This window comes from Frigoribacterium sp. PvP054 (genome assembly GCF_040547465.1).
GTDB lineage: Bacteria > Actinomycetota > Actinomycetes > Actinomycetales > Microbacteriaceae > Frigoribacterium.
This window is the reverse complement of record NZ_JBEPPU010000002.1, coordinates 435,449-458,062: the sequence shown is the minus strand read 5'-3', so window position 1 is coordinate 458,062 and position 22,614 is coordinate 435,449. Positions and strand designations below refer to the sequence as shown.

Genomic DNA, 22,614 nt, shown 5'->3' with positions numbered 1-22,614 from the left:
GGTTACGCTGACCCGCATGGGCTTCACGATTTCTAAAGCAGTCATTCCCGCCGCGGGTCTGGGGACACGGTTCCTTCCCGCCACGAAAGCAATGCCGAAGGAGATGCTGCCGGTCGTCGACAAGCCGGCCATCCAGTACGTCGTCGAGGAGGCCGTCGCGGCCGGTCTCACCGACGTGTTGATGATCACGGGGCGCAACAAGAACGCGCTCGAGAACCACTTCGACCACGTCAGCGAGCTGGAGGAGACCCTCAAGAAGAAGGGCGACCACGACAAGCTCGCCAAGGTCAACCAGTCGACCGACCTCGCCGACATGCACTACGTGCGCCAGGGCGACCCGCTCGGCCTCGGCCACGCGGTGCTCCGGGCCAAGATGCACGTCGGCCGCGAGCCGTTCGCCGTGCTGCTCGGCGACGACATCATCGACGCCCGCGACCCGCTGCTCACGCGCATGGTCGAGGTGCAGGGGCAGAAGAACGCCACCGTCATCGCCCTGCTCGAGGTCGACCCCTCGCAGACCCACCTCTACGGCATCGCCACGGTCGAGAAGACCGACGAGGACGACGTCGTGAAGGTCACAGGCCTCGTCGAGAAGCCGGCACAGGGCGAGTCGCCCTCGAACCTCGCCATCATCGGTCGCTACGTCATCCGCCCCGAGGTCTTCGACGTCCTCGAGAAGCAGGAGCCCGGCAAGGGCGGCGAGATCCAGCTGACCGACGCCCTCATGAAGATGGCTGGAGCCGAGGAGTGGACCGGCGGCGTGTACGGCGTCGTCTTCCGCGGACGTCGGTACGACACGGGTGACAAACTCGACTACATCAAGGCCATCGTGCAGCTCGCCAGCGACCGCGACGACATCGGTGGCGAACTGCGCCCGTGGTTGCAGGAGTTCACCGCCGGGCTCGAGAAGTAAGCAGGCGACACGTTCCGTGACGAGCATCCCCACGTTGACGGAGGGGGCGGTGACCATCCGCCCCCTCCGGCTGCGTGACACCCGCGACCTCGACCAGGCCCTGATGGAGAACCGGTCGTGGCTGCGGCAATGGGAGGCCACGAACCCCAACGGCTTCACCAGCCACGACGTCCGCGGCAGCATCCGCTCGCTGCAGACGAACGCGCGTGCCGGCCTCGGCCTGCCCTTCGCGATCGAGCTCGACGGCCGCTTCGTCGGTCAGCTCAACGTCTCGGGCATCACCTACGGTTCGCTCGGTTCGGCCACCATCGGCTACTGGGTCACCCAGGGCGCGGCCGGTCACAACGCGACGCCGATCGCCGTGGCCCTGGCCACGGACCACTGCTTCCGCGCGCTGGGCCTGCACCGCATGGAGATCTGCATCCGGCCCGAGAACGCCCCGAGCCTGCGGGTGGTCGAGAAGCTCGGCTTCCGGTACGAGGGCCTGCGCCGCCGGTACATCCACATCAACGGGTCGTGGCGCGACCACTTCTGCTTCGCGCTGGTCGCCGAAGAGGTGCCCGAGGGCGTGCTGCGGCGCTGGACGACGGGCACCGTCCCGGTCGGCCAGGGCGCCGTGCCCGCCGAGGCGCTGGCCGAGGCCGGACGCGCGCTGCCGCTCTAGGGACGCGCCCCTCCACTCCGGGCTGTCCTGCGGCTCCGGGGACGCGCCCCGCCGTCCCCGCCGTCCCGGCGCGTCACCCGTGACGGGGTCGTCGGTCGACGATCGGGGCGGATCCGCCACGCGACACGCGGACACACCTGTCGATCAGCGGCCCCCGGGCCCCGCCCGCTCATACCTTGGTCACCATGAACATCGAGTCGTGGGGTGGAGGCGTCGTCCTCGCCCTCGTCGCCGCGCTCTGGCTCGTCTACCTCGTGCCCACCTGGCAGCGTCGACGCGAGTACCTCGCGACCGAACGCAACGCCGTGCGGCTGCAGCAGACCCTGCGCATCCTCGCCCAGACGGCCGAGGTGCCCGACGAGGTGCGCGTCGAGGCGAACGCCCGCTCGGTGGCCGACGCCCAGAAGATCCTGCGACACGAGGAGGCGCGGCGCGAGGCCCTGCGACGGGCCCACGAGGCCGCACGGCAGCGTGCCGTCACCCGCGAGCTCGCCGCGGCGGCCCCCGTGCTCCGGGCCGCCGACCGCGACCCCGCCCTCGCCGCGCGTCGGCTGCGACGCTCCCGGCTGGTCTCCACCGTCGTGCTGGCCCTCAGCGTGGTCGCCGTCGTCGGGGGAGTCGCCGCCGGCCTCACGTCGTCCTGGGTGCTGGTCGTCGGCGGGCTCGTCTTCGGCGGCGGGTCGATCGCGATGCTGGCGCAGCTGGCCGCGGTCTCACGCGCCCGCGCTCGTCGGGCCGTCGTGGCTCCCGTCGCCCAGCCGCTCAAGGACTTCTCCGGGGTGATGGGCGAGGGCGTCGTCGTCCGCGACGACGAGGCCGCGGCCGAGTCGCGTCTCTGGACGCCCGTGCCCGTGCCGAAGCCCCTCTACCTGCGCCGTGGGCGACAGCGCCCGGCCGCGGTCGTGACGACGGCCGATCCCGCCGTCGAGCTGCAGCAGGACTCGCGTCGCTCGGTCGAGGCGTTGCGGGCGGCCCAGCACGACGCCCTGCGCGAGGCCGCTCGCGCCGAGGCCGCGCTGCAGTCCACGCGACGTCCTCGGGTGACCGATGCCGCGCCTCCCGGGCCCGCCCCGTCGACTGCGGCCGCCCCGGCCGCCCCCGCCGAGGAGGCGCGGGTCGAGCCGGTCGCGCCGCCCCGCCCCCCGAGCCGCTTCGCCCGCATGGGCATCATCGACGAGCTGCCGCCGTCGGCCTTCTCGCTCGACGAGGCACTGCAGCGGCGCCGCGCCGTCTGACCGTCACGCGCACCCGCCGCCCGGGTTCGGTCGTCCGCCGACGAGGTGCTATCGTTGCAGAGCAGTTTCTGGGGCTATGGCGCAGTTGGTAGCGCGTCTCGTTCGCAATGAGAAGGTCAGGGGTTCGAATCCCCTTAGCTCCACCACACGAAGGCCCGGGTCGACCACGACCCGGGCCTTCTGCACGTCACAGAGACCCCCGGGCCGGCTGATCTGATGGATCCGCTGTGAGCCGGTGCGGCGGGGGCGGGCCGGTCGTAGCATCCCGACATGTCACTCGCAGTCAGCATCGTGCAGCACGAAGAGCACGACCACCCGGTCTGGTACCTGCAGTACTCGTACGCGCGCACCCTCCCCGGTGCGCCGGCCCGCGGGCCGTACCACTCCCGACTCGACGCGGAAGAGGCGCTGCACCACCTCCGGGACGCCGCCCACATGTACGGCGAGTTCGAGTTCTCGGTGCTGCCCGCCTGATCCTCGTCGTGGCCGGCTAACGGACGCCGTCGGCGACCGGCGCCGCGCCTCCTGCACCATGATGGTCGGGTGCCTCCGACGACCCCGACCGACGCCCCGACGCCCCACCTGACGACCGACCCCGAGCTGCTGGCGCGGCTGCGGGCCGACCTGGCCGCGTCCGGGTTCACCGTCGAACGGCTGCAGGGCGCCGACGCCTGGGGCTCGCACGCCGGTGCCGCGCTCTTCCGCGGCGAACGGGTCGCCGCACGACGCGCTCTCGCCCGCAGCTCCGCCCGTGACGCCTCGCTGCGTCCCGCCGCCACGCTCGCGCTGCTGTTCGTCCTCGGCTACCCGCAGGCCGACGACGTGGTCGCCGAGGCGCTGCCGACCCTGGGCGTCGACGGCGCCGTCACCGCCGGGCTCGTCGTGCGAGAGGGCGACGCGGTCCGCGCGCTCGTCGACCTCCGCCCCTACGCGTTCGTGGACGCCTCGGGCGAGGCGAGCTGGTGGATCGCCTCCGACCTGGGCGAGCTCGTGGTCGAGGGGGCCCTGCGCGAGGACCACGTGCTCGGGGTCGGGGGAGCCTCGGCGACGCTGGCCGGCCTGATGGTCTCGCGGCAGGTCGACCGGGCCCTCGACCTCGGCACGGGCTGCGGCATCCAGGCGCTGCACGCGGCGCGTCATGCACGACACGTCGTCGCGACCGACATCTCGCGACGGGCCCTCGACTTCGCCGCCTTCAACGCCGCACTCAACCTGGTCGACGGCATCGAGCTGCGCCTCGGCAGCCTCTTCGAGCCCGTGGCCGGCGAGACCTTCGACCACATCGTCTCGAACCCTCCGTTCGTCATCACGCCGCGGGTCGAGGGCGTGCCCGAGTACGAGTACCGCGACGGCGGCATGGTGGGCGACGACCTCGTCGCCTCGGTCGTCGAGGGACTCGGCCGGCACCTCGCCCCGGGCGGCGTCGCGCAGCTGCTCGGCAACTGGGAGACCGGAGGCGCGGGCTCGGTCGACGGGAAGCGGGGCGCCTACGCGGTCGCGGACTGGGCGGCCCGCGGCGACGTGCCCGTCGACGTCTGGGTGGTCGAGCGCGAGGTGCAGGACCCCACCGCGTACGCCGAGACCTGGATCCGCGACGGCGGCACGCGACCCGGCACGGCGGACTTCGAACGGCTCTACGAGGCGTGGCTGGGCGACTTCGAGGCCCGGGGGATCGTCGAGGTCGGGTTCGGCTACGTCACCCTCAGGCGGCCGGCGGACGACGCGAGCGTCCCCGTGGTGCGCACGGAGCGCCTCCTCGGCGGCCTGGGACAGAACGACGTCGGGCTCGGAGCGCACCTGCTCGGCACGCTCGAGGCGGTCGACCTGTTGCGCGGGCTCGACGACGAGCAGCTGGCCGGCCGACGACTCGTCGTCGCGGGGGACGTCACCGAAGAGCGCCACTACTGGCCCGGCAACGACGATCCCACGGTGATCTCGCTCCGCCAGGGCGGGGGCTTCGCCCGGACGGTCGAGTCGGGCACGGCCCTCTCGGCGTTGGTCGGCGCCTGTGACGGCGAACTCAGCGTCGGTGCGATCGTCGGAGCCCTCGCGCAGCTGCTCGGGGCGGACGAGGCCGGGCTGCGGGCCGAGCTGCTGCCGCGGGTGCGCGAGCTCGTGACGACGGGCGTGCTGCGCGCCTGACGGTGTCCGCCCGCGCCCGCCGGTGGGCGGCGGTGCGCGGGCGACGCCTCAGCCGCGGTGGTTGCCGGTGCGCTCGCCCCACTCGCGCCACGAGTACTCGGGCACGAAGCCGAGCAGGTCGCGGGCCTTGTCGCTGCTGAGCAGCGGCTCGACGCCCTCGACGGCCCGGCGCTTCTCGACCTGCGGCCAGTACTGCTCGGCGAGCACGGCCGTGGGCGTGTTCATCACGGTGTCCGACGCCGCGATGATGAACGCCTCGAAGCCGACCAGGTCGCTCTCGAGGGCCTTGCGGACGGCCTGGGCGCCGTCCCGGGCGTCGATGTACGAGAAGAGGTTGAAGGTGCGCTTCTCGGGGGTCTCGTCGAAGGGGTACTCCGAGTAGTCGCCGTCGTCCATCACGTTCGAGAAGCGCAGGCCGATCAGCTTGAGCTGACGGTCCCAGCGGGTGAAGTGCCGCGCCATCTCCTCCTCGACGGCCTTGCCGAGCGAGTACGACGACTCGGGGCGCACCGGGTACTCCTCGTCGAGCGGCAGGTACGGCGGGTCGATGTCGAACGGGATGCCCAGCAGCGTCTCGCTCGAGGCCCACACCACGTTGCGGATCTTCGCGGCGCGGGCCGCGGCGAACACGTTGTAGCTCGAGGTGACGTTGTTGGTGAACAACGCCGCGTTCGGCACGAGGCCGGGCGCGGGGATCGCGCCCAGGTGCACGACGGCGTCGATGTGGTCGTAGCGGTCGTCGACGCTCGTCAGGGCCTGGGCGACCTGGCCGTAGTCGGTCAGGTCGACCTTGACGAACACGACACCCTCGACGGGGTCGGGGCTCGGGACGCGGTCGAGCAGGACGACCTCGTAGCCGTGCTCGGCGAGGTCGCGCACGACGGCGCGACCGAGCTTGCCGCTGCCGCCGGTGACGGCGACTCGGGTGGTGGGGGTGCGGGGAGACGACATCGTCGGCCCTTTCTGCCGGGCGCCCGGCGGGTCTGGAGGTGCGCTGGTCGGGCTGCGCGCCTCCTCCGTTTCTACTAGTCCGCGGGCGCCCGCGGTCGGTCCGCGTCGAGCGCGTCGCCGAGGAGGCGAGGTGCCGGCTCCCTCCCGCTGGGAGCCGTGTCGGAGGTGGCGGGTAGCTTCAGCCTGACCGGGGTCGACCGTCGGCCCCCGAGAGAGGCCCTCATGAGCACGCACACGAACCCCGCGCAGCACGACGCCGACGACCACACCGACCCCGCCGCCGTCCACGGCGACAGCCCCGAGGCCGTCGAGCTGCACGGCGACTCCGCCGCCGACGAGGCCGCGACCGAGGGCGCCGTCGAGCAGCTCGACGACCTGCTGGGCGGCCAGCAGCCCCTGCGCTGATCGCGGCGCCGCCGCGCCGACCCCTCTCTCAGCCGAGCGGCTGCAGCGAGTGGAAGGCCGTGTCGTGGTAGACGAGCGGTGAGGCCGTCCCGTCGACCTCGGCACCGAGCACCTGCAAGATGACGACGACGTGGTCGCCTGCGGGCACCTCCCGGTGCACGACGCACTCGAGGCGCAGCGGGGCACCCGTCACCAGGACGGCCCCGGCGGCGGTGGTCGTGTGGTCGACGCCGACGAAGCGCGTCGCGCGGGTCCGTGACGACAGCCGTCGGCACAGCCCGCCCTGGTCGGCGGCGAGCACCGACACCCCGAGGGTCGGGGCGCCCCGCAGCCGTGACCAGGTCGCGGAGTCGTCCCGGGCCGAGAAGGTCACCATGGGCGGGTCGAACGACGCCCCGACCGTGAAGCTCGAGACGACCATGCCGTCGGGTCCGTCGGCACCGGTCGCGGCCAGCGCGGCGACCCCGCTCGGGAAGACGGCGAACGCCGAACGGTCGACCGGGGCGAGCGTCGTGGTGCGGGTCATCGGGGCTCCCGTCGACTGATGTGAACCGGTTGGTTCAACGTGACGTTAGCCCGCTGGTGTTTCGTCCGGATTACGCGTCCGGCCAATCACCTGGAAGTCACCCACCACGTCGGGCTCCGTCCGAGGTACGGTGTAGTGCGCTCACCGGCTGGTTACCGGGGCGCCCGTTCCCGACGAGCGGCCGTCGAACCCAGCGTGGTCTCCTGATCCGACTTCGTGAGGTCCTCGGCCGTGGGTCCGGTGGGCACGCCCTGGTCCGAGTTCTGCTCGTCGACCGGGGCGTGTCCTCTTCTCGTCGTCGGCGCCGGTGGCCGGGGCGATCTCGTCCCCGGGGTCGCGAGCCGCGCCTCCTCGTGTTTTACTTGAGTTCCTCTCACCTCGTGGAGGTTCAGGACACGAGGCGGGGGACCGGCCGCGGGGGCGACGCCCGTCCCCCCGGCCGGGATATCCGCCGCCCGTCGCATCGGCCGAGGACGTCGCCCGCGACCCGGCCGATGGTGCAGGGTTGAGTCATCATGTCGCCCGCTCCCGTCGCCCCCCTGGCCGCCCTGCTCCCGTCGACCCCGGGCGTCGACTCGTACGACGCCGACACGGCGTACACGGCCTTCGCCGAGTGGGCCGAGTCACGCGGGCTGCCGCTCTACCCGGCGCAGGACGAGGCGATGATGGAGCTCGTCGGCGGCGCCTCGGTGATCCTCAGCACGCCCACCGGCACCGGCAAGTCGCTCGTGGCGGCCGGCGCCCACTTCGTGGCCTTGAGCCAGGGCGGTCGGTCGTACTACACGGCGCCGATCAAGGCGCTGGTCAGCGAGAAGTTCTTCGCGCTCGTCGACCTCTTCGGGCCCGAGAACGTCGGCATGGTGACCGGTGACTCGTCGGTCAACGCCGACGCGCCGATCATCTGCTGCACCGCCGAGATCCTCGCGAACCTCGCCCTGCGGCACGGGGCCGACGCAGCCGTCGACCAGGTCGTCATGGACGAGTTCCACTTCTACGGCGACCAGTCGCGGGGCTGGGCCTGGCAGGTGCCGCTGTTGCTGCTGCCGCGAGCGCAGTTCCTGCTGATGTCGGCGACGCTCGGCGACGTGACCCGCATCACCGACGACCTCGCCCGTCGCACCGGTCGGCCCGTCGCCCGGGTCACGGGCGTCGAGCGCCCGGTGCCCCTGCACTACTCCTACGCCCAGACCCCCGTGCAAGAGACGGTCGAAGAGCTGCTCTCGACCGGCGAGGCCCCCGTGTACGTCGTGCACTTCTCGCAGGCGGCCGCACTCGAACGGGCGCAGGCGCTGTCGAGCATCAAGGTCGCCAGCCGCGAGCAGCGTGACGAGATCGCCGAGCTGATCGGCGGGTTCCGTTTCAGCACGGGGTTCGGCAAGACGCTCAACCGCCTCGTGCGCTCGGGCATCGGCGTGCACCACGCGGGGATGCTGCCGAAGTACCGCCGCCTGGTCGAGCAGCTCGCGCAGCGCGGACTGCTGCGCGTCATCTGCGGCACCGACACCCTGGGCGTCGGCATCAACGTGCCGATCCGCACCGTGCTGTTGACGGCCCTGACCAAGTTCGACGGCACCCGCATGCGCCAGCTGAGCGCGCGCGAGTTCCACCAGATCGCCGGCCGGGCCGGTCGCGCCGGCTACGACACCTCGGGCACGGTCACGCTGCAGGCACCCGAGCACGAGATCGACAACCTGAAGCAGATCGAGAAGGCGGGCGACGACCCGAAGAAGAAGCGCAAGATCGTGCGCAAGAAGGCACCCGACGGCTTCGTGTCGTGGGGCGAGCCGAGCTTCACCAAGCTGATCGCGGCCGAGCCCGAGGCGCTGACGTCGCACATGCAGGTCACCCACGCGATGCTGCTCAACGTCATCGGTCGGGGCGGCGACGTGTTCGAGAACGTGCGGTCGCTGGTCTTCGACAACCACGAGCCGCTCGCGAAGCAGTACGCCATGGCCCGCCAGGCCATCTCGATCTACCGCACGCTCCGCACCGCCGAGGTGGTCGTGCAAGAACCCTCGCCCGACGGCGGTGCCCCGACGATCCGCCTGACGGTCGACCTCCAGGCGAACTTCGCGCTGAACCAGCCCCTGTCTCCCTTCGCCCTGGCGACCTTCGACGTGCTCGACGTCGAGTCGCCGACCTACGCCCTCGACATGGTCTCGGTCGTCGAGGCGACGCTCGACGACCCCCGGCCGATCCTGTCGCAGCAGCAGTTCAAGGCCAGGGGCGAGGCCGTCGCCGCGATGAAGTCCGAGGGCATCGAGTACGACCAGCGCATGGAGCTGCTCGAGGAGGTCACCTGGCCGAAGCCGCTCGACGAACTGTTGACCGCCCTGTTCGAGACGTACGCGGCCTCGCAGCCCTGGATCGGCGACTTCGCGCTCAGCCCCAAATCGGTCGTGCGTGACCTCTACGAGCGCGCCATGACGTTCGGCGACTTCGTGAACTTCTACGGCCTGGCCCGCTCCGAGGGGCTCGTGCTGCGCTACCTGTCGGACGCCTTCCGGGCCCTGCGGCAGACCGTGCCCGACGAGGCGAAGACCGACGAGCTGGTCGACGTGATCGAGTGGCTCGGCGAGCTGGTGCGCCAGGTCGACTCGAGCCTGCTCGACGAGTGGGAGGAGATGGTCAACCCCCGCGAGCTCGAGGCCCACGACGAGATCGTGCCCCCGACCCTGCGCACCCTGACCGCCAACGAGCGCGCGTTCCGCATCATGGTGCGCAACGAGCTGTTCCGCCGCGTCGAGCTGGCGGCGCGGGACGACGCCGACGCCCTCGGTGCCCTCGACGCCGGCTCGGGCTGGGACGCCGACCGGTGGGGCGAGGCGCTCGACCGGTACTACGACGAGTACGACTCGATCGGCACCGACGCCGCCGCGCGCGGGCCGCAGATGCTGCAGGTCGAGCAGCTGCCCACGGTCTGGCGCGTCCGGCAGATCCTCGCCGACCCCGAGGGCGACCACGACTTCGGCATCTCGGCCGTGGTCGACCTCGCCTCGAGCGACGAACGCGGCGAGGCCGTGGTCACCGTGACGGCCGTCGGGCCGGCCTCCGAACGGAGCCGGCCGTCACCCGTCGAGGGCGGTTCGTGACGGCCGCGAGGTGGTTCATCGAAGCGTTCCAGCACTTCGGACCGAATGGGTTGCCAGGTCTCGGCTGCTCGCAGTTGTGACCAGGGGTCACAGCGGCGTCCGCTCGGCGTGTAGGAGATGTGATGTAGGTCATCCACTGCGATGAGCTCGAATAGATGTCTGCTTCGCGTTTCATGCTTGATATGTACATGTTTAACCTCGGTGAGGCTCAGTGTTTCGCCATGTGACCTCGGGGCCCGGCCTCCGAACGGAGCCGGCCGTCACCCGTCGAGGGGTAATCTCGTAGGGTCGTGCCACACCCCGGCCGCCGACCAGCATCGCCCGCGTTCCACCACGAAGAGGTCGCCATGTCCCGTCTGTCCGGCAAAGTCGCCATCGTCACCGGGGCCGCCTCGGGCATCGGCGAGGCGATCGTCCGCCGGTTCGCCGACGAGGGGGCTCGCGTCGTCGCGACCGACATCGTCGACGGGTCGACCGTCGCCGCCGAGACGGGGGCCGAGTACGTGCAGCACGACGTCGCCAACGGTGGCGACTGGAAGCGCGTCATGGACCACGTCGTCGAGCGGTACGGCCGGCTCGACGTGCTCGTCAACAACGCCGGCATCGTCTCGGGCCAGTCGATCGACGTCACCCAGCTCGAGAGCTGGAACCGCGTGTTCGCGGTCAACGTCACGGGCGTCATGCTCGGCACCCGCTTCGCCATCGAGCAGATGCGCGCGAACCCCGACGGTGAGGGCGGGTCGATCATCAACCTCGCCCCGGCGACGTCGTTCCTCGGCTTCGGCGACGACGCGGCCTACACGGCGAGCAAGCACGCCCTGGTCGGCCTGACCCGTTCGAGCGCCGCGCACGCCGCCCAAGAGGGCTGGAACATCCGCATCAACTCGCTGCACCCGGGCCCGACCGACACGGCGCTGTTCCGTCGCCAGGTCGAGGCCCAGCCGCAGGTGCTCGAGGCGTTCCGCGCCATGAGCCCGCGCGGGCGCCTCGCCAAGCCCGACGAGGTCGCCGGGCTCGCGCTGCACCTCGCGAGCGACGACTCGGCCTTCTCGACGGGCGCGCAGTTCGTCGTCGACGGCGGCCTGTCCAGCACGCACCCCTCGATGTAGCGCTGCGCTGCGCTTCGCGGTACGGCACCGCGTTTCGTGCACGGCACCGCGTCTAGACCGGGTGCGGTGCACGATTCGCGGTGCGGTGCGGTGCGGTGCGGTGCGGTGCGGTGCCTGCCGATCAGAACAGCGTCGCGGGAGGCGCGGGCGGGGTCGCCGGCGCGGCGATCGGAGCGGTGGTGGTCACCGGCGCCCCCGGCCACCCGGGCCCGGTCGGCACGTCGGTGCGGTTCTGGAACGCCGTGGCCGCGCCGCGGGCCCGCACGTCGGCGGCCTCGTTCATCTCGTGGCCGACGTGGCCGCGCACCCATTCGAAGCGCACCTTCCGCCCGGCCAGTGCGGCGTCGAGCTCCTTCAGGATCTCGACGTTCAGCACGGGCTTGCCGTCGGCCTTGCGCCAGCCCTTGCGCTTCCAGCCGGGCATCCACTCGGTGCAGGCCTTGATCGTGTACTGGCTGTCGCAGAGGATGTGCAGGTCGTCGTCGGTGCCGGCGGTGGCGCGCAGCAGCTCGAGCACGGCGGTCAGTTCGCCCTGGTTGTTCGTCGCGCGCGGCCAGCCGCCCGCGGCCCACCGCTCGTCGTCCACGTACCAGGCCCATCCGGCCGGGCCGGGGTTGCCGAGGGCCGATCCGTCTGCTGCGGCGGTGATGGTCATGCGGGGTGCTCCTTGCGTCGACGGGTTGCCGGTCCACGGTAACGTGCCGGGCGCGACCGACCGGACCCGCGCCTCCTGCGGGCGGCCCCCGCCCCACGACGACGCACCGCGGCGGCGCCGGGGCGGCGGTGCCGGGGCCCGCCGGACGAGTCCGCGTCAGCCGTTGTGGTCGGGGTGCGAACCGGTGCGCTCGCCGGTCTCGATGCCGGCGACGGCGGCGAGGTCGCTCGCGTCGAGCTCGAAGCCAAAGACGTCGAGGTTGGCGCGGATGCGCGACGGCGTGACCGACTTGGGGATGACCACGAGGCCCTGCTGCAGGTGCCAGCGGATGGTCACCTGGGCCGGGGTGACGCCGTGCTTCGCGCCGATGCGGACGAGGGCGGCGTTGTCGAGGATGCGTCCGCGGGCGAGCGGGGACCACGCCTCGGTGACGATCCTGTGCGCGGCGTCGAAGTCGCGCAGCTCGTGCTGCTGCAACCACGGGTGCACCTCGACCTGGTTGAGGGCGGGCACGACGTCGGTCTCGGCCATGAGGCGCTCGAGGTGGGCGACCTGGAAGTTGCTCACGCCGATCGAGCGCGCGCGTCCCTCGGCGCGGATGGTCTCGAGGGCGCGGTAGGTCTCGACGTACTTGTCCTGCTTCGGGGCCGGCCAGTGGATCAGGTAGAGGTCGACGTGGGCGGTGCCGAGCTTCGCCAGGCTCTCGTCGAACGAGCGCAGCGTCTCGTCGTAGCCGTGCGCGGTGTTCCAGACCTTCGTCGTGAGGAACACCTCGTCGCGGGGCAGGCCCGACGCGCGCAGGGCCCGGCCGACGCCGGTCTCGTTCGCGTAGAACTCGGCCGTGTCGAGGTGGCGGTACCCCTCGGCCAGGGCGGTCTCGACGACGCGCTCGGCCTCGTCGTCGGCGACCTTGTAGACGCCGAGGCCGAGCTGCGGGATCGTCCGGCCGTCGTTGAGGGTGATCAGGGGCACGTCGGGTGTGGGCATGCCCCCAACTCTGCCAGCCTCCGGCGGACACGTGTCGCCCGACGTCGCCGTCGGCGCCGCGGACGGTGCGTGCCGCGTCGGCACCCGGGGGGCCGAGGAGGCGCGGGTCAGCTGGCCTGGATCGGCACCGGTTCGGTGTCGGGCAGCGGGCTCGCGTCGCGACCTCGCAGGTCGGGCAGCGCCTTGTGGAACACGGCACCGACGATCGTGCCCACGAGGGCGAAGCACGCGGCGACGATCAGGCCGCCCTGGCCGCCGACGTGGTCGATCGCGAAGCCGGCGATCGCCGAGCCGAGGGCGGAACCGATCAGCTGGCCGGTGCCGGCCCAGCCGTAGGCCTCGGCCGTGTCGCTGAACTTCACGCTCGACGACACGACGGCGAACATGACGGCGAGGGCCGGCGCGATGCCGACGCCCGCGATCAACAGGGTGATGCTGATCGGCCAGAGGCCCGTCGCGAAGATCGCGAGGGTCATGCCGACGAACACGATGGCGATGCGTCGGGCGAGGGCCCATGGGCCGACCGGCACGTGCCCGAGGGCGAGGCCGCCGACGAGCGAGCCCGCGGCGAAGATCGCGAGGGCGATGCCCGAGTCGGCGCTGCCCTCGCCGAAGAGCGCCACGACGCCGGCCTCGACCGCGGCGCAGGCCCCGATGAGCAGGAACCCGGCGACGGTCGCGAGCAGCACCGTCGGGCGGGCCAGCACCTTGCCGAAGGCGCGCTTGCTGCGCGGGATGCGCACGCGCCCGACCTCGGGCGACGCGATGAACCAGATGCCGCCGCCGACCAGGAAGGCCGCGGCGAGCCAGATCGCCTCACGCGTGCCGATCTGCGTGCCCACGAAGGTCGTGATGACGGGGCCGGCCACCCAGATGATCTCTTGGGCGGACGCGTCGAGCGAGAAGAGCGGGGTCAGCTGGTTCGAGGTCACCATCTTGGGGTAGATCGTGCGGACGGCGGGCTGCACGGGCGGCACGCTGAGGCCCGTGACGAAGCCGAGCGCCATGAACACCGGCACCGAGAAGTCGTACAGGGTGAAGGTGACCATGGTGATCAGGCAGACCACCAGGGTGAGGGTGAGGACCGGGCGCATCGCCCACCGGCCCATCCAGCGGCTGGTGAGCGGCCCCGAGATCGCCTGGCCGATGCTCGTCGCCGCGAGCACGAGGCCGGCCGCGGCGTAGGAGTGGTGCACGTGTTCGACGTGCAGCAGGAACGCGAGCGACAGCATGCCGAACGGGAAGCGCGCGGTCAGCTGGGCCGCGATGATGCGCGAGACGCCGGGCGTCTTCAGCAGGGTCGAATAGGTGCTCACGAGGGGTCAAGTCTACGAGCGCGGTCGGCGGTCGCGACACGCCGGTGGCCCGAATTGGGGACACCGGCCCCGAATGTCGGAGGTGGGGAGAAAGATGTGCACAACCCCGCCAAGAACGGGGGAGAACCGGCCCCGATCTGTTCACAACCTGTGCATGGGCCTGTGGATAATTACAGCCGTGTAACACCGCATCTAGTTGTGCCCACCAGTGTCGGCCACAAGATGTAGTATCGAAGAGTCGCCACGGGCACCACGCCCCGCAGGCTCACGAACCACCGATCCGGCCTCAGGGGCCGGCCAGAACACAGGGGATCCCATGGCCATCACCGTCTACACCAAGCCGTCCTGCGTCCAGTGCACGGCCACCTACCGAGCCCTCGACAACAAGGGCATCGAGTACGACGTGCTCGACGTCACCGCCGACGACGCCGCCCTCGAGAAGGTCCGTGCCCTCGGCTACATGCAGGCCCCCGTGGTCATCGCCGACGACGACCACTGGAGCGGCTTCCGCCCCGACAAGATCGCCGCACTGGCCGCCAAAGTCGACTAGTCGACCGGGCGCCTCGCGCCCGCCCAGCAGCATCGTGACCCGGGGCCGTGCCCCACACCGCGTCGGAGGCGAGGACTCGTCGTGACGAACGAACTCGTCTACTTCTCGAGCGTCTCGGGCAACACCGACCGCTTCGTCACCAAGCTCGGGCTCCCGGCACGGCGCATCCCGCTGTTCCCGTCCGAGCCGCCGCTCCACGTCCGTGACCCCTACGTCCTCGTGCTGCCGACCTACGGCGGCGGCGAAGGGCGAGGCGCCGTCCCGAAGCAGGTCATCCGGTTCCTCAACGACGAGGGCAACCGGCGCCTCATCCGAGGCGTGATCGCGGCGGGCAACACCAACTTCGGAGAGGGCTACTGCCTGGCCGGCGACATCGTCGCGGCCAAGTGCGACGTTCCCCTTCTCTACCGTTTCGAAGTCTTCGGAACACCAGACGACGTACAAGCCGTACAGACAGGATTGGAAGAATTTTGGACACAGCAGTCGATGACCTCGAAGTGATCGCCGCACCGGGGCAGGGTCTGAGCTCCGGCATGGACTACCACTCCCTGAACGCGATGCTGAACCTCTACGGCCCGTCCGGCGAGATCCAGTTCGACAAGGACCGCGAGGCGGCCAAGCAGTACTTCCTGCAGCACGTCAACCAGAACACGGTGTTCTTCCACAACCTGCGCGAACGCCTCGACTACCTCGTCGAGAACGAGTACTACGAGGCCGCGACCATCGAGCAGTACGACTTCGCCTTCATCGAGAAGCTGAACGACCTCGCCTACTCGAAGAAGTTCCGGTTCCAGACCTTCCTCGGGGCGTTCAAGTACTACACCTCCTACACGCTCAAGACCTTCGACGGGAAGCGCTACCTCGAGCGCTTCGAAGACAGGGTGGTCATGACGGCCCTGGGCCTGGCCCAGGGTGACGAGAAGCTCGCCGTCGACCTGGTCGAAGAGATCATCGCCGGCCGCTTCCAGCCGGCCACGCCGACCTTCCTCAACACGGCGAAGGCCCAGCGCGGCGAGCTCGTCAGCTGCTTCCTGCTGCGCATCGAAGACAACATGGAGTCGATCTCACGCGGCATCAACTCGTCGCTGCAGCTGTCGAAGCGTGGTGGCGGCGTCGCCCTGTCGCTGTCGAACATCCGCGAGGCCGGTGCGCCGATCAAGCAGATCGAGAACCAGTCGTCGGGCATCATCCCCGTCATGAAGCTGCTCGAAGACAGCTTTAGCTACGCGAACCAGCTCGGTGCCCGCCAGGGTGCCGGTGCCGTGTACCTCAGCGCCCACCACCCCGACATCATGCGGTTCCTCGACACCAAGCGTGAGAACGCCGACGAGAAGATCCGCATCAAGACGCTGTCGCTCGGCGTCGTCGTGCCCGACATCACGTTCGAGCTCGCCAAGAACAACGAAGACATGTACCTCTTCTCGCCGTACGACGTCGAGAAGGTCTACGGCGTCCCCTTCGGCGACGTCGCGATCAGCGAGAAGTACCGCGAGATGGTCGCCGACTCGCGCATCAAGAAGACCAAGATCAAGGCGCGCGACTTCTTCCAGACGATCGCCGAGATCCAGTTCGAGTCGGGCTACCCCTACATCGTGTTCGAAGACACGGTGAACAAGGCGAACCCGATCAAGGGCCGCATCAACATGTCGAACCTGTGCTCCGAGATCCTGCAGGTCAACACGCCCACCACGTTCAACGAAGACCTCTCGTACGACCAGATCGGCAAGGACATCAGCTGCAACCTCGGCTCGATGAACATCGCCCTGTCGATGGACGCCCCCGACCTCGGCAAGACCGTCGAGACCGCGATCCGAGGGCTCAGCGCGGTCAGCGACATGAGCCACATCGCGTCGGTGCGCTCGATCGAGGTCGGCAACGACCAGTCGCACGCCATCGGCCTGGGCCAGATGAACCTGCACGGCTACCTGGCCCGCGAGCGTGTGCACTACGGCACGCCCGAGGCGATCGACTTCACGAACATCTATTTCTACACGGTGCTGTTCCACGCCCTGCGGGCCTCGAACACCATCGCGATCGAGCGGGGCGTCACCTTCGGCGGCTTCGAGGACAGCACGTACGCGTCGGGCACCTTCTTCGACAAGTACACCGAGACCGAGTGGAAGCCCGAGACCGAGCGCGCGGCCGCGCTGTTCGCCGACGCCGGCGTGTCGATCCCCACGCAGGACGACTGGCTCGCGCTCAAGGCCAGCATCATGCAGCACGGCATCTACAACCAGAACCTGCAGGCCGTGCCGCCGACGGGCTCGATCTCGTACATCAACCACTCGACGTCGTCGATCCACCCGATCGCGTCGAAGATCGAGATCCGCAAAGAGGGCAAGCTCGGTCGCGTGTACTACCCGGCGCCGTTCATGACGAACGACAACCTCGAGTACTACACCGACGCGTACGAGATCGGCCCCGAGAAGATCATCGACACCTATGCCGCGGCGACGCAGCACGTCGACCAGGGCCTGTCGCTCACGCTGTTCTTCAAGGACACGGCGAGCACGCGCGACATCAACAAGGCCCAGATCTACGCATGGCGCAAGGGCATCAAGACGATCTACTACATCCGCCTCCGCCAGCTCGCGCTCGAGGGCACCGAGGTCGACGGCTGCGTCAGCTGCATGCTCTAGGCCCTGTGCCACCAGGCCTCGCGGCCACCGGCGCGGGCCGGCCTCGACAGCCGGCCCGCGCCTCCTGAACTCACGCTCTTCCTTCCGAAAGGCACGTCATGACCCTCACCGATCCGGTGCACGCCACCGGCAAGTCGGTCCCGCTGATCACGTCGGTCAGCGCGATCAACTGGAACCGCATCAACGACGACAAGGACGTCGAGGTGTGGAACAGGCTCGTCAACAACTTCTGGCTGCCCGAGAAGATCCCGCTGTCGAACGACGTCCAGTCGTGGAACACCCTGACGCCCGAAGAGCAGCAGATGACCATGCGGGTCTTCACCGGCCTGACGCTGCTCGACACGATCCAGGGCACCGTCGGTGCGATCAGCCTGATCCCCGACGCGATCACCCCGCACGAAGAGGCCGTCTACACGAACATCGCGTTCATGGAATCGGTGCACGCCAAGAGCTACTCGTCGATCTTCTCGACCCTCGCGTCGACGCCCGAGATCGACGACGCCTTCCGCTGGTCGACCGAGAACGTCAACCTGCAGAAGAAGGCCCAGATCGTCCTCGATTACTACACCGGTGACGACCCGCTGAAGCGCAAGGTCGCCTCGACGCTGCTCGAGTCGTTCTTGTTCTACAGCGGCTTCTACCTGCCGATGTACTGGTCGTCGCGCGCCAAGCTCACCAACACGGCCGACCTCATCCGCCTCATCATCCGCGACGAGGCCGTGCACGGGTACTACATCGGCTACAAGTTCCAGAAGGGTCTCGAGGGTGCCTCGGACGAGCGCAAGCAGGAGATCAAGGACTACACGTTCAACCTGCTGTTCGAGCTCTACGAGAACGAGATCCAGTACACGCAAGACCTCTACGACGGCGTCGGCCTCAGCGAGGACGTCAAGAAGTTCTTGCACTACAACGCCAACAAGGCGCTGATGAACCTCGGCTACGAGCCGATGTTCCCCAAAGAGACGACCGACGTGAACCCGGCCATCTTGTCCGCGCTCTCGCCGAACGCCGACGAGAACCACGACTTCTTCTCGGGGTCGGGCTCGTCGTACGTCATCGGCAAGGCCGTCAACACCGAAGACGAGGACTGGGACTTCTAGCCCACCCCCGCACCACCGACAGGCGCCGCCCACCCGGGCGGCGCCTGTCCTGCGTCCGACCCGTCTTTGCACAGCCCGGCCGCCGGCGTCGTCGATCCGCGAGAACACCGGGAAGTGGACGAGACACCGCCCCGTGCAGCGGTGTCCTGTCCACTCGGCGGTGTGCCGGGTGAGCGCTCAGGCGTCGAGCAGCGCGGCCCGGATCGCCGCGATGCCGAGGCGCACCTCGGCGAACGAGGTGCTGAGCGGCGACAGCCCGATGCGCAGGGCGTCCGGGTTGCGGAAATCGGGCACGACGCCGCCCTCCCACAGCCGGGCGACGATCTCGCGGAACGACTCGTGGGTGATCGTGACGTGGCTGCCGCGCCGCGACGCCTCGCGTGGCGTCGCGACCGTCACCCCGAGCGGCACGAGCCAGGCGTCGACGAGCTCGAAGGCGTAGTCGGTCAGGGCGAGCGACTTCGTCCGGACGGCGTCGATGCCGGCTTCGTCCATCAGGTCGAGCATGTCGTGCATCGCGAGCATGCCCATCACCGGGGGAGTCCCGCTGACGAACCGCCGGATGCCGGCCGCCGGCTGGTACCCGTCGGCCATCGCGAACACGTCGGCCGCGCCCATCCAGCCCTGGATCGGCTGGTCGAGCTCGGGCAGCAACGAGGCGCGGGCGTAGACGAACGCAGGGGCGCCCGGCCCGCCGTTGAGGTACTTGTACGTGCAGCCCACGGCGAGGTCGACGCCCCACTCGTCGAGCCGCATCGGCACGACGCCGACGCTGTGGCAGAGGTCGGCCAGCACGAGCCCGCCCGCCTCGTGGACGATCGCCGTGATCGCGGGCAGGTCGACCAGCCACCCCGAGCGGTACGAGACGTGGTTCACGAGCAGCAGGGCCGTCTCGGGCCCCACGACGTCGCGCACCTGCGGCACGGTCACGCCGGTCGCCTTGTCGACGGCGATCCAGCGGACGGTCGCGCCGTGCTCACGGGCGATGCCCTCGACGACGAAGCGGTCGGTCGGGAACTGGTCGTCGTCGATGACGATCTCGTGCCGGTCGGACCGGGCCCGCAGCGCCGCCCGGATCGCCTTGTAGAGCAGCACGGTGGTCGAGTCGGCGACCACCGTCTGACCGGGCGCGGCCCCGAGGCAGGCGGCCGCGATGCGGTCGCCGAGCTCGGTCGGCAGGGCCATCCAGCGTTCGTCCCACGACCGGATCAGCCGGGTGCCCCAGGCGTCCTCGACGAACCCGGCCAGGCGGGCCGACGTCGCGGCGACCGGCCGGCCGAGCGAGTTGCCGTCGAGGTACGACACCACGTCGCCCGCCGACACGAACCGGTCGACGAAGGACGCGAGCGGGTCGGCGGCGTCGAGCGGTGCCGCGGGGTGCGCGGAGGCCTGCTCGTCGGGGTCGGTGGCGTCGACGGGGTAGGCGAGCGGGTCGGTCATCGGGTCTTCTCCTCGAGGGCGACGCCGAGCAACTCGTCGGCGGTCAGGGCGGTGGCGCCGGCGAGCCAGGCGGCTCGCTCGTCGGAGGACGCGGAGGCGCGGGGCGCGTCGGCGATCCAGGTCACGCGGGCGAAGGGCAGGCGGGTGCCCGCGGCCGGCTCGGTCACGTCGGGGGCGAGGGCGGCGAGGAGCCCGGCGAGCCCGAAGCCGGCCCGACCCATCGCCCGCAGCTCGCGCTCGTTCACGCCGAGCGGCAGGTCGCCGTTGCCGAGGTCGGTGCCGTAGAGCACCCGGCCCCCCGCGGCACGGAAGCGCGACAGGTTGTCGACCGCCGTGAGGAATGCGGACCCACGCCGGACCTCGGTCGCAGGCTCCCTCGGCGCTGGGCTCGCGGATCGCGTCGCGACCCCCTGAGCTCCACCGCGGGGCCCGTGGATGTCGAGCGTGCTGATCCACGTCGTCGAGGCCGCCAGTCGGGCGACCAGGTCGTCGTCGAGCCGCTCGCTGAACGGGGTGTGGGCGAAACGGTCGACGCCCGCGTCGAGTGCCCGTGCGGCCTGGCCCACCCCCTGGACGTGCGCGACGACGGGCAGGCCGAGCCCGTGGGCCGCGTCGACCACGGCCCGGAGCACGTCGTCGTCGAGCACGGGGCCGACGTCCGAGTTCAGTGCGACCTTCACGACCGAGGCGCCGAGGGCGTGCTGCTGTCCGACCACGCGGGCCGCACGCCGCAGCCGGGTCGAGGCCCGCAGGCCGCCGACGGCCACGGCGGCCCGGGGCGGCGCCCAGCCCGACCGGCTCGGGTAACCACCCGGCACGGTGATCAACCCGCCGGCGACGGCCACCTCGGGCCACCCGTCGCGACCCGACCGGTCGAGCCACCCGCGGGCCGCGTCGGGCTCCCACCCGAGGTCGACGACGCGCGCGATGCCACCGGCCGGCAGGCGGGCGGCGTCGACCAGGCCGAGGTGGACGTGCGAGTCGGTGAAGGGGGCGAGCACGGTGCCGGGGACGTGCGGCAGCTCGGCCCCGGCGAGCACGTCGGAGTCGTGGGCGTCGGCCGGGCCCGCGAAGACGACGCCGTGGGCGTCGAGCCGCAGCAGGCTGCGACCGGACCACCTGCCCGACCAGGCGTGGTCGACCGTGACGAGCCGCGCCTCCTGGTCCATGCCCCCGACCCTATTCGCGCCCGCTGCCGGTGCCCTGCAGGCCCGGCCGCGTCCGGAGACGACGAGGCGGGCCTGCAGGGTGGGGACGAGCCGAGGAGGCGCGAGCTACCCGGGCAGGACGGCCCGCGAGCACCGCGCCACGTACGGCAGCCGGATCATGTCGAGGTCGCGGGTGTCGGGGTGCGTGTCGAGCAACCGCTCGACGTCGCGCAGCAGTGCCGCACGGTCGTCGGGCGACAGCGTGATGACGTAGCTGCGGGAGGCGATCATGGCGAGGAACTCCTCGCGCCCGAGCTCGTGCACCCAGGCGACGTCATGGCGCTCGACGGGACCGAAGGGTGCGCCGACGACCGGGGCGTCCGACCCCATGTCGCGCTCGCGGGGCTGGTGCATCACGCGGCTGAGCTCGGCCACCCACGGCACCGACTCGTCGCGGATGTTCCAGATCAGGCCGAGCGTCCCGCCGGGGCGCAGCACCCGGGCGATCTCGGGCACCGCACGCGCGGTGTCGACCCAGTGCCAGGCCTGCGCGACGAGCACGGCGTCGGCCGAGGCGTCGTCGAGCGGGAGGGCCTCGGCCGACCCCGCGACCGAGACGGCCCCGGGCACGACCTGCTCGAGGGTCGCCCGCATGCCGGGTGACGGCTCGACGGCGGTGACCGACGGGGCCCGGTCGAGCAGCAGGCGGGTGAGCTTGCCGGTGCCGGCCCCCAGGTCGACCACGTGACAGGCGCCGTCGGGCAGCAGCCAGTCGACGGCCTCGAGCGGGTACGACGGGCGGCCCCTCTCGTAGACGTCGGCGGCCAGCCCGAACGAGGCGGCGAGATCGGAATCGGGTCGAGCGGGGTCGAAGCCGTGGGCGGCCGGGTCGGACCCCTGACGGGTTGGTCGATGTGTCACCGGAACACTGTCGCACGTCACGATCCGTCACACACCCTCTGTTACGTCGGTCGCGGGCGCAGCATGGTGGGGATGTCTTCCTCGCCCGTCCCGTCCCCGTCGTCCGCCCGTCCGCCCCGGCCCCTGCGGGTCGTCGCCGTGTCGGGCACCCTCAGCACGCCGTCCAAGACCGACGCGCTCGTGCACGAGATCGTCACCGCTCTCGGCGACGTCCTGCCGATCGAGGCGCACGTGATCCGGGTCAGCGAGCTCGGTCCGCTGTTCGCCGGGGCGCTCACGCGCGACCAGCTCGACGAGCGGGTCGAGCGCGAGCTGGTCGCGATCGAGACCGCCGACCTGCTGATCGCGGCCTCGCCCGTCTACCGCGCCTCCTTCACCGGGCTCTTCAAGCACCTCTTCGACTTCGTCGAGCAGTACGCGCTGGTCGACGTGCCCGTCCTGCTGGCCGCGACGGGCGGCAGCGAACGCCACGCGCTGATCGTCGAGCACTCGCTGCGGCCGTTGTTCGGGTTCTTCCAGGCGCTCACGCTGCCCCTCGGCGTCTACGCCCACACGACCGACTTCACGGCGACCGGAGGCGCGGACAAGTACGCGGTCACGGCGCCCCTGCTGCAGGAGCGCATCCGCAACGCGATCCAGCGGGGACTGCCCCTGATCCGCTCGAGCATCCTCGAGAAGGACCGCATCGAGCAGGCCCTCGACCGGGGTGGCCCGGACGAAGCGCCCACGGTCGAAGACCTCCGGGCGGGCGGGTTCGAGGTCGCGACGCCCACGCGCCTGTTCAGCTGACCGGCCGGACGCCCGGACGTCGCGACCCGAAG

General features: G+C 70.8%; 21 protein-coding genes and 1 tRNA gene. 14 read left to right on the top strand and 8 right to left on the bottom strand.

What is annotated here, in order from left to right; translation table 11 throughout:
- The first annotated feature begins 16 nt into the window (after window positions 1-16).
- From galU to ABID81_RS04895, 6 genes are all read left to right on the top strand, one after another.
- Window positions 17-913 carry a UTP--glucose-1-phosphate uridylyltransferase GalU gene (gene galU, locus ABID81_RS04920; RefSeq protein ID WP_194595606.1) on the top strand — a complete coding sequence of 299 codons (897 nt, stop codon included), beginning with the start codon at window positions 17-19 and terminating at the stop codon, window positions 911-913.
- 16 nt (window positions 914-929) lie between these two features.
- Window positions 930-1,577 carry a GNAT family N-acetyltransferase gene (locus tag ABID81_RS04915; protein WP_354593688.1) on the top strand — a complete coding sequence of 216 codons (648 nt, stop codon included), beginning with the start codon at window positions 930-932 and terminating at the stop codon, window positions 1,575-1,577.
- Between the two features lie 185 nt (window positions 1,578-1,762).
- Window positions 1,763-2,812 carry a hypothetical protein gene (locus tag ABID81_RS04910; RefSeq protein WP_354593687.1) on the top strand — a complete coding sequence of 350 codons (1,050 nt, stop codon included), beginning with the start codon at window positions 1,763-1,765 and terminating at the stop codon, window positions 2,810-2,812.
- A 70-nt stretch (window positions 2,813-2,882) separates the two neighbouring features.
- Window positions 2,883-2,958, top strand: a tRNA-Ala gene (locus tag ABID81_RS04905).
- Window positions 2,959-3,082: 124 nt separating this feature from the next.
- On the top strand, window positions 3,083-3,286 hold the full coding sequence (locus ABID81_RS04900) for a hypothetical protein (RefSeq protein WP_354593686.1): 204 nt from the start codon (window positions 3,083-3,085) through the stop codon (window positions 3,284-3,286).
- A 69-nt stretch (window positions 3,287-3,355) separates the two neighbouring features.
- The gene (locus ABID81_RS04895) at window positions 3,356-4,954 is read left to right on the top strand and encodes a DUF7059 domain-containing protein (protein ID WP_502915175.1); all 1,599 of its coding nucleotides are present in this window, start codon (window positions 3,356-3,358) and stop codon (window positions 4,952-4,954) included.
- A 48-nt stretch (window positions 4,955-5,002) separates the two neighbouring features.
- Here ABID81_RS04895 and ABID81_RS04890 read toward each other — a convergent pair whose 3' ends face one another.
- Entirely contained in the window at window positions 5,003-5,905 is a 903-nt protein-coding gene (locus ABID81_RS04890) for an NAD-dependent epimerase/dehydratase family protein (RefSeq protein ID WP_071256952.1), read from the bottom strand.
- Between the two features lie 222 nt (window positions 5,906-6,127).
- Here ABID81_RS04890 and ABID81_RS04885 point away from each other — a divergent pair, with 222 nt between their 5' ends.
- Window positions 6,128-6,310 carry a hypothetical protein gene (locus ABID81_RS04885; protein ID WP_354593685.1) on the top strand — a complete coding sequence of 61 codons (183 nt, stop codon included), beginning with the start codon at window positions 6,128-6,130 and terminating at the stop codon, window positions 6,308-6,310.
- 28 nt (window positions 6,311-6,338) lie between these two features.
- Here ABID81_RS04885 and ABID81_RS04880 read toward each other — a convergent pair whose 3' ends face one another.
- A complete protein-coding gene (locus ABID81_RS04880) occupies window positions 6,339-6,836 on the bottom strand; it encodes a flavin reductase family protein (RefSeq protein WP_354593684.1) in 498 nt (165 codons plus the stop codon).
- A gap of 515 nt (window positions 6,837-7,351) precedes the next feature.
- On the opposite strand from ABID81_RS04880, the gene ABID81_RS04875 reads away from it, so the two are divergent.
- Window positions 7,352-9,928 carry a DEAD/DEAH box helicase gene (locus tag ABID81_RS04875; RefSeq protein WP_354593683.1) on the top strand — a complete coding sequence of 859 codons (2,577 nt, stop codon included), beginning with the start codon at window positions 7,352-7,354 and terminating at the stop codon, window positions 9,926-9,928.
- A gap of 347 nt (window positions 9,929-10,275) precedes the next feature.
- The gene (locus ABID81_RS04870; RefSeq protein ID WP_354593682.1) at window positions 10,276-11,037 is read left to right on the top strand and encodes an SDR family NAD(P)-dependent oxidoreductase; all 762 of its coding nucleotides are present in this window, start codon (window positions 10,276-10,278) and stop codon (window positions 11,035-11,037) included.
- Between the two features lie 121 nt (window positions 11,038-11,158).
- On the opposite strand, the gene ABID81_RS04865 is transcribed toward ABID81_RS04870, so the two are convergent.
- The 3 genes from ABID81_RS04865 to ABID81_RS04855 form a co-directional block, all read right to left on the bottom strand.
- On the bottom strand, window positions 11,159-11,692 hold the full coding sequence (locus ABID81_RS04865; RefSeq protein WP_354593681.1) for a ribonuclease H family protein: 534 nt from the start codon (window positions 11,690-11,692) through the stop codon (window positions 11,159-11,161).
- Between the two features lie 156 nt (window positions 11,693-11,848).
- Window positions 11,849-12,679 carry an aldo/keto reductase gene (locus ABID81_RS04860; protein WP_354593680.1) on the bottom strand — a complete coding sequence of 277 codons (831 nt, stop codon included), beginning with the start codon at window positions 12,677-12,679 and terminating at the stop codon, window positions 11,849-11,851.
- Window positions 12,680-12,786: 107 nt separating this feature from the next.
- A complete protein-coding gene (locus tag ABID81_RS04855; protein ID WP_354593679.1) occupies window positions 12,787-13,995 on the bottom strand; it encodes an MFS transporter in 1,209 nt (402 codons plus the stop codon).
- Between the two features lie 316 nt (window positions 13,996-14,311).
- Here ABID81_RS04855 and nrdH point away from each other — a divergent pair, with 316 nt between their 5' ends.
- The 4 genes from nrdH to nrdF all read left to right on the top strand — a co-directional run bounded on the left by nrdH (window position 14,312) and on the right by nrdF (window position 18,284).
- Window positions 14,312-14,545, top strand: coding sequence for a glutaredoxin-like protein NrdH (nrdH, locus tag ABID81_RS04850; RefSeq protein ID WP_043596549.1), 234 nt, complete (start codon window positions 14,312-14,314; stop codon window positions 14,543-14,545).
- Window positions 14,546-14,626: 81 nt separating this feature from the next.
- Window positions 14,627-15,046 (top strand): class Ib ribonucleoside-diphosphate reductase assembly flavoprotein NrdI, encoded by a 420-nt coding sequence (nrdI, locus tag ABID81_RS04845; RefSeq protein WP_354593678.1) that lies wholly within the window; start codon window positions 14,627-14,629, stop codon window positions 15,044-15,046.
- A 32-nt stretch (window positions 15,047-15,078) separates the two neighbouring features.
- The gene (gene nrdE, locus ABID81_RS04840) at window positions 15,079-17,184 is read left to right on the top strand and encodes a class 1b ribonucleoside-diphosphate reductase subunit alpha (RefSeq protein WP_354593677.1); all 2,106 of its coding nucleotides are present in this window, start codon (window positions 15,079-15,081) and stop codon (window positions 17,182-17,184) included.
- Window positions 17,185-17,282: 98 nt separating this feature from the next.
- Entirely contained in the window at window positions 17,283-18,284 is a 1,002-nt protein-coding gene (gene nrdF / locus ABID81_RS04835) for a class 1b ribonucleoside-diphosphate reductase subunit beta (protein ID WP_354593676.1), read from the top strand.
- 177 nt (window positions 18,285-18,461) lie between these two features.
- Here nrdF and ABID81_RS04830 read toward each other — a convergent pair whose 3' ends face one another.
- The 3 genes from ABID81_RS04830 to ABID81_RS04820 form a co-directional block, all read right to left on the bottom strand.
- A complete protein-coding gene (locus tag ABID81_RS04830; protein ID WP_354593675.1) occupies window positions 18,462-19,724 on the bottom strand; it encodes a kynureninase in 1,263 nt (420 codons plus the stop codon).
- Window positions 19,721-20,893: an amidohydrolase family protein gene (locus ABID81_RS04825; RefSeq protein ID WP_354593674.1), complete on the bottom strand. Its 1,173-nt coding sequence runs from the start codon at window positions 20,891-20,893 to the stop codon at window positions 19,721-19,723. The genes ABID81_RS04830 and ABID81_RS04825 overlap by 4 nt, the downstream gene beginning before the upstream one ends.
- Window positions 20,894-20,998: 105 nt before the next feature.
- Window positions 20,999-21,793 (bottom strand): class I SAM-dependent methyltransferase, encoded by a 795-nt coding sequence (locus ABID81_RS04820; RefSeq protein ID WP_354593673.1) that lies wholly within the window; start codon window positions 21,791-21,793, stop codon window positions 20,999-21,001.
- 72 nt (window positions 21,794-21,865) lie between these two features.
- Between ABID81_RS04820 and msuE the strand changes: the two genes are divergently transcribed.
- Window positions 21,866-22,582, top strand: coding sequence for an FMN reductase (msuE, locus tag ABID81_RS04815; protein ID WP_354593672.1), 717 nt, complete (start codon window positions 21,866-21,868; stop codon window positions 22,580-22,582).
- Window positions 22,583-22,614 lie beyond the last annotated feature (32 nt).

Coding starts and splice junctions, on each gene's coding strand:
- ABID81_RS04870 (WP_354593682.1), top strand. CDS start 10,276: ATGTCCCGTCTGTCCGGCAAAGTCGCCATCGTCACCGGGGCCGCCTCG.
- galU (WP_194595606.1), top strand. CDS start 17: ATGGGCTTCACGATTTCTAAAGCAGTCATTCCCGCCGCGGGTCTGGGG.
- nrdE (WP_354593677.1), top strand. CDS start 15,079: ATGGACTACCACTCCCTGAACGCGATGCTGAACCTCTACGGCCCGTCC.
- ABID81_RS04910 (WP_354593687.1), top strand. CDS start 1,763: ATGAACATCGAGTCGTGGGGTGGAGGCGTCGTCCTCGCCCTCGTCGCC.
- ABID81_RS04900 (WP_354593686.1), top strand. CDS start 3,083: ATGTCACTCGCAGTCAGCATCGTGCAGCACGAAGAGCACGACCACCCG.
- ABID81_RS04860 (WP_354593680.1), bottom strand. CDS start 12,679: ATGCCCACACCCGACGTGCCCCTGATCACCCTCAACGACGGCCGGACG.
- ABID81_RS04890 (WP_071256952.1), bottom strand. CDS start 5,905: ATGTCGTCTCCCCGCACCCCCACCACCCGAGTCGCCGTCACCGGCGGC.
- msuE (WP_354593672.1), top strand. CDS start 21,866: ATGTCTTCCTCGCCCGTCCCGTCCCCGTCGTCCGCCCGTCCGCCCCGG.
- ABID81_RS04880 (WP_354593684.1), bottom strand. CDS start 6,836: ATGACCCGCACCACGACGCTCGCCCCGGTCGACCGTTCGGCGTTCGCC.
- nrdF (WP_354593676.1), top strand. CDS start 17,283: ATGACCCTCACCGATCCGGTGCACGCCACCGGCAAGTCGGTCCCGCTG.
- ABID81_RS04885 (WP_354593685.1), top strand. CDS start 6,128: ATGAGCACGCACACGAACCCCGCGCAGCACGACGCCGACGACCACACC.
- nrdH (WP_043596549.1), top strand. CDS start 14,312: ATGGCCATCACCGTCTACACCAAGCCGTCCTGCGTCCAGTGCACGGCC.
- ABID81_RS04825 (WP_354593674.1), bottom strand. CDS start 20,893: ATGGACCAGGAGGCGCGGCTCGTCACGGTCGACCACGCCTGGTCGGGC.
- ABID81_RS04875 (WP_354593683.1), top strand. CDS start 7,352: ATGTCGCCCGCTCCCGTCGCCCCCCTGGCCGCCCTGCTCCCGTCGACC.
- ABID81_RS04865 (WP_354593681.1), bottom strand. CDS start 11,692: ATGACCATCACCGCCGCAGCAGACGGATCGGCCCTCGGCAACCCCGGC.
- ABID81_RS04830 (WP_354593675.1), bottom strand. CDS start 19,724: ATGACCGACCCGCTCGCCTACCCCGTCGACGCCACCGACCCCGACGAG.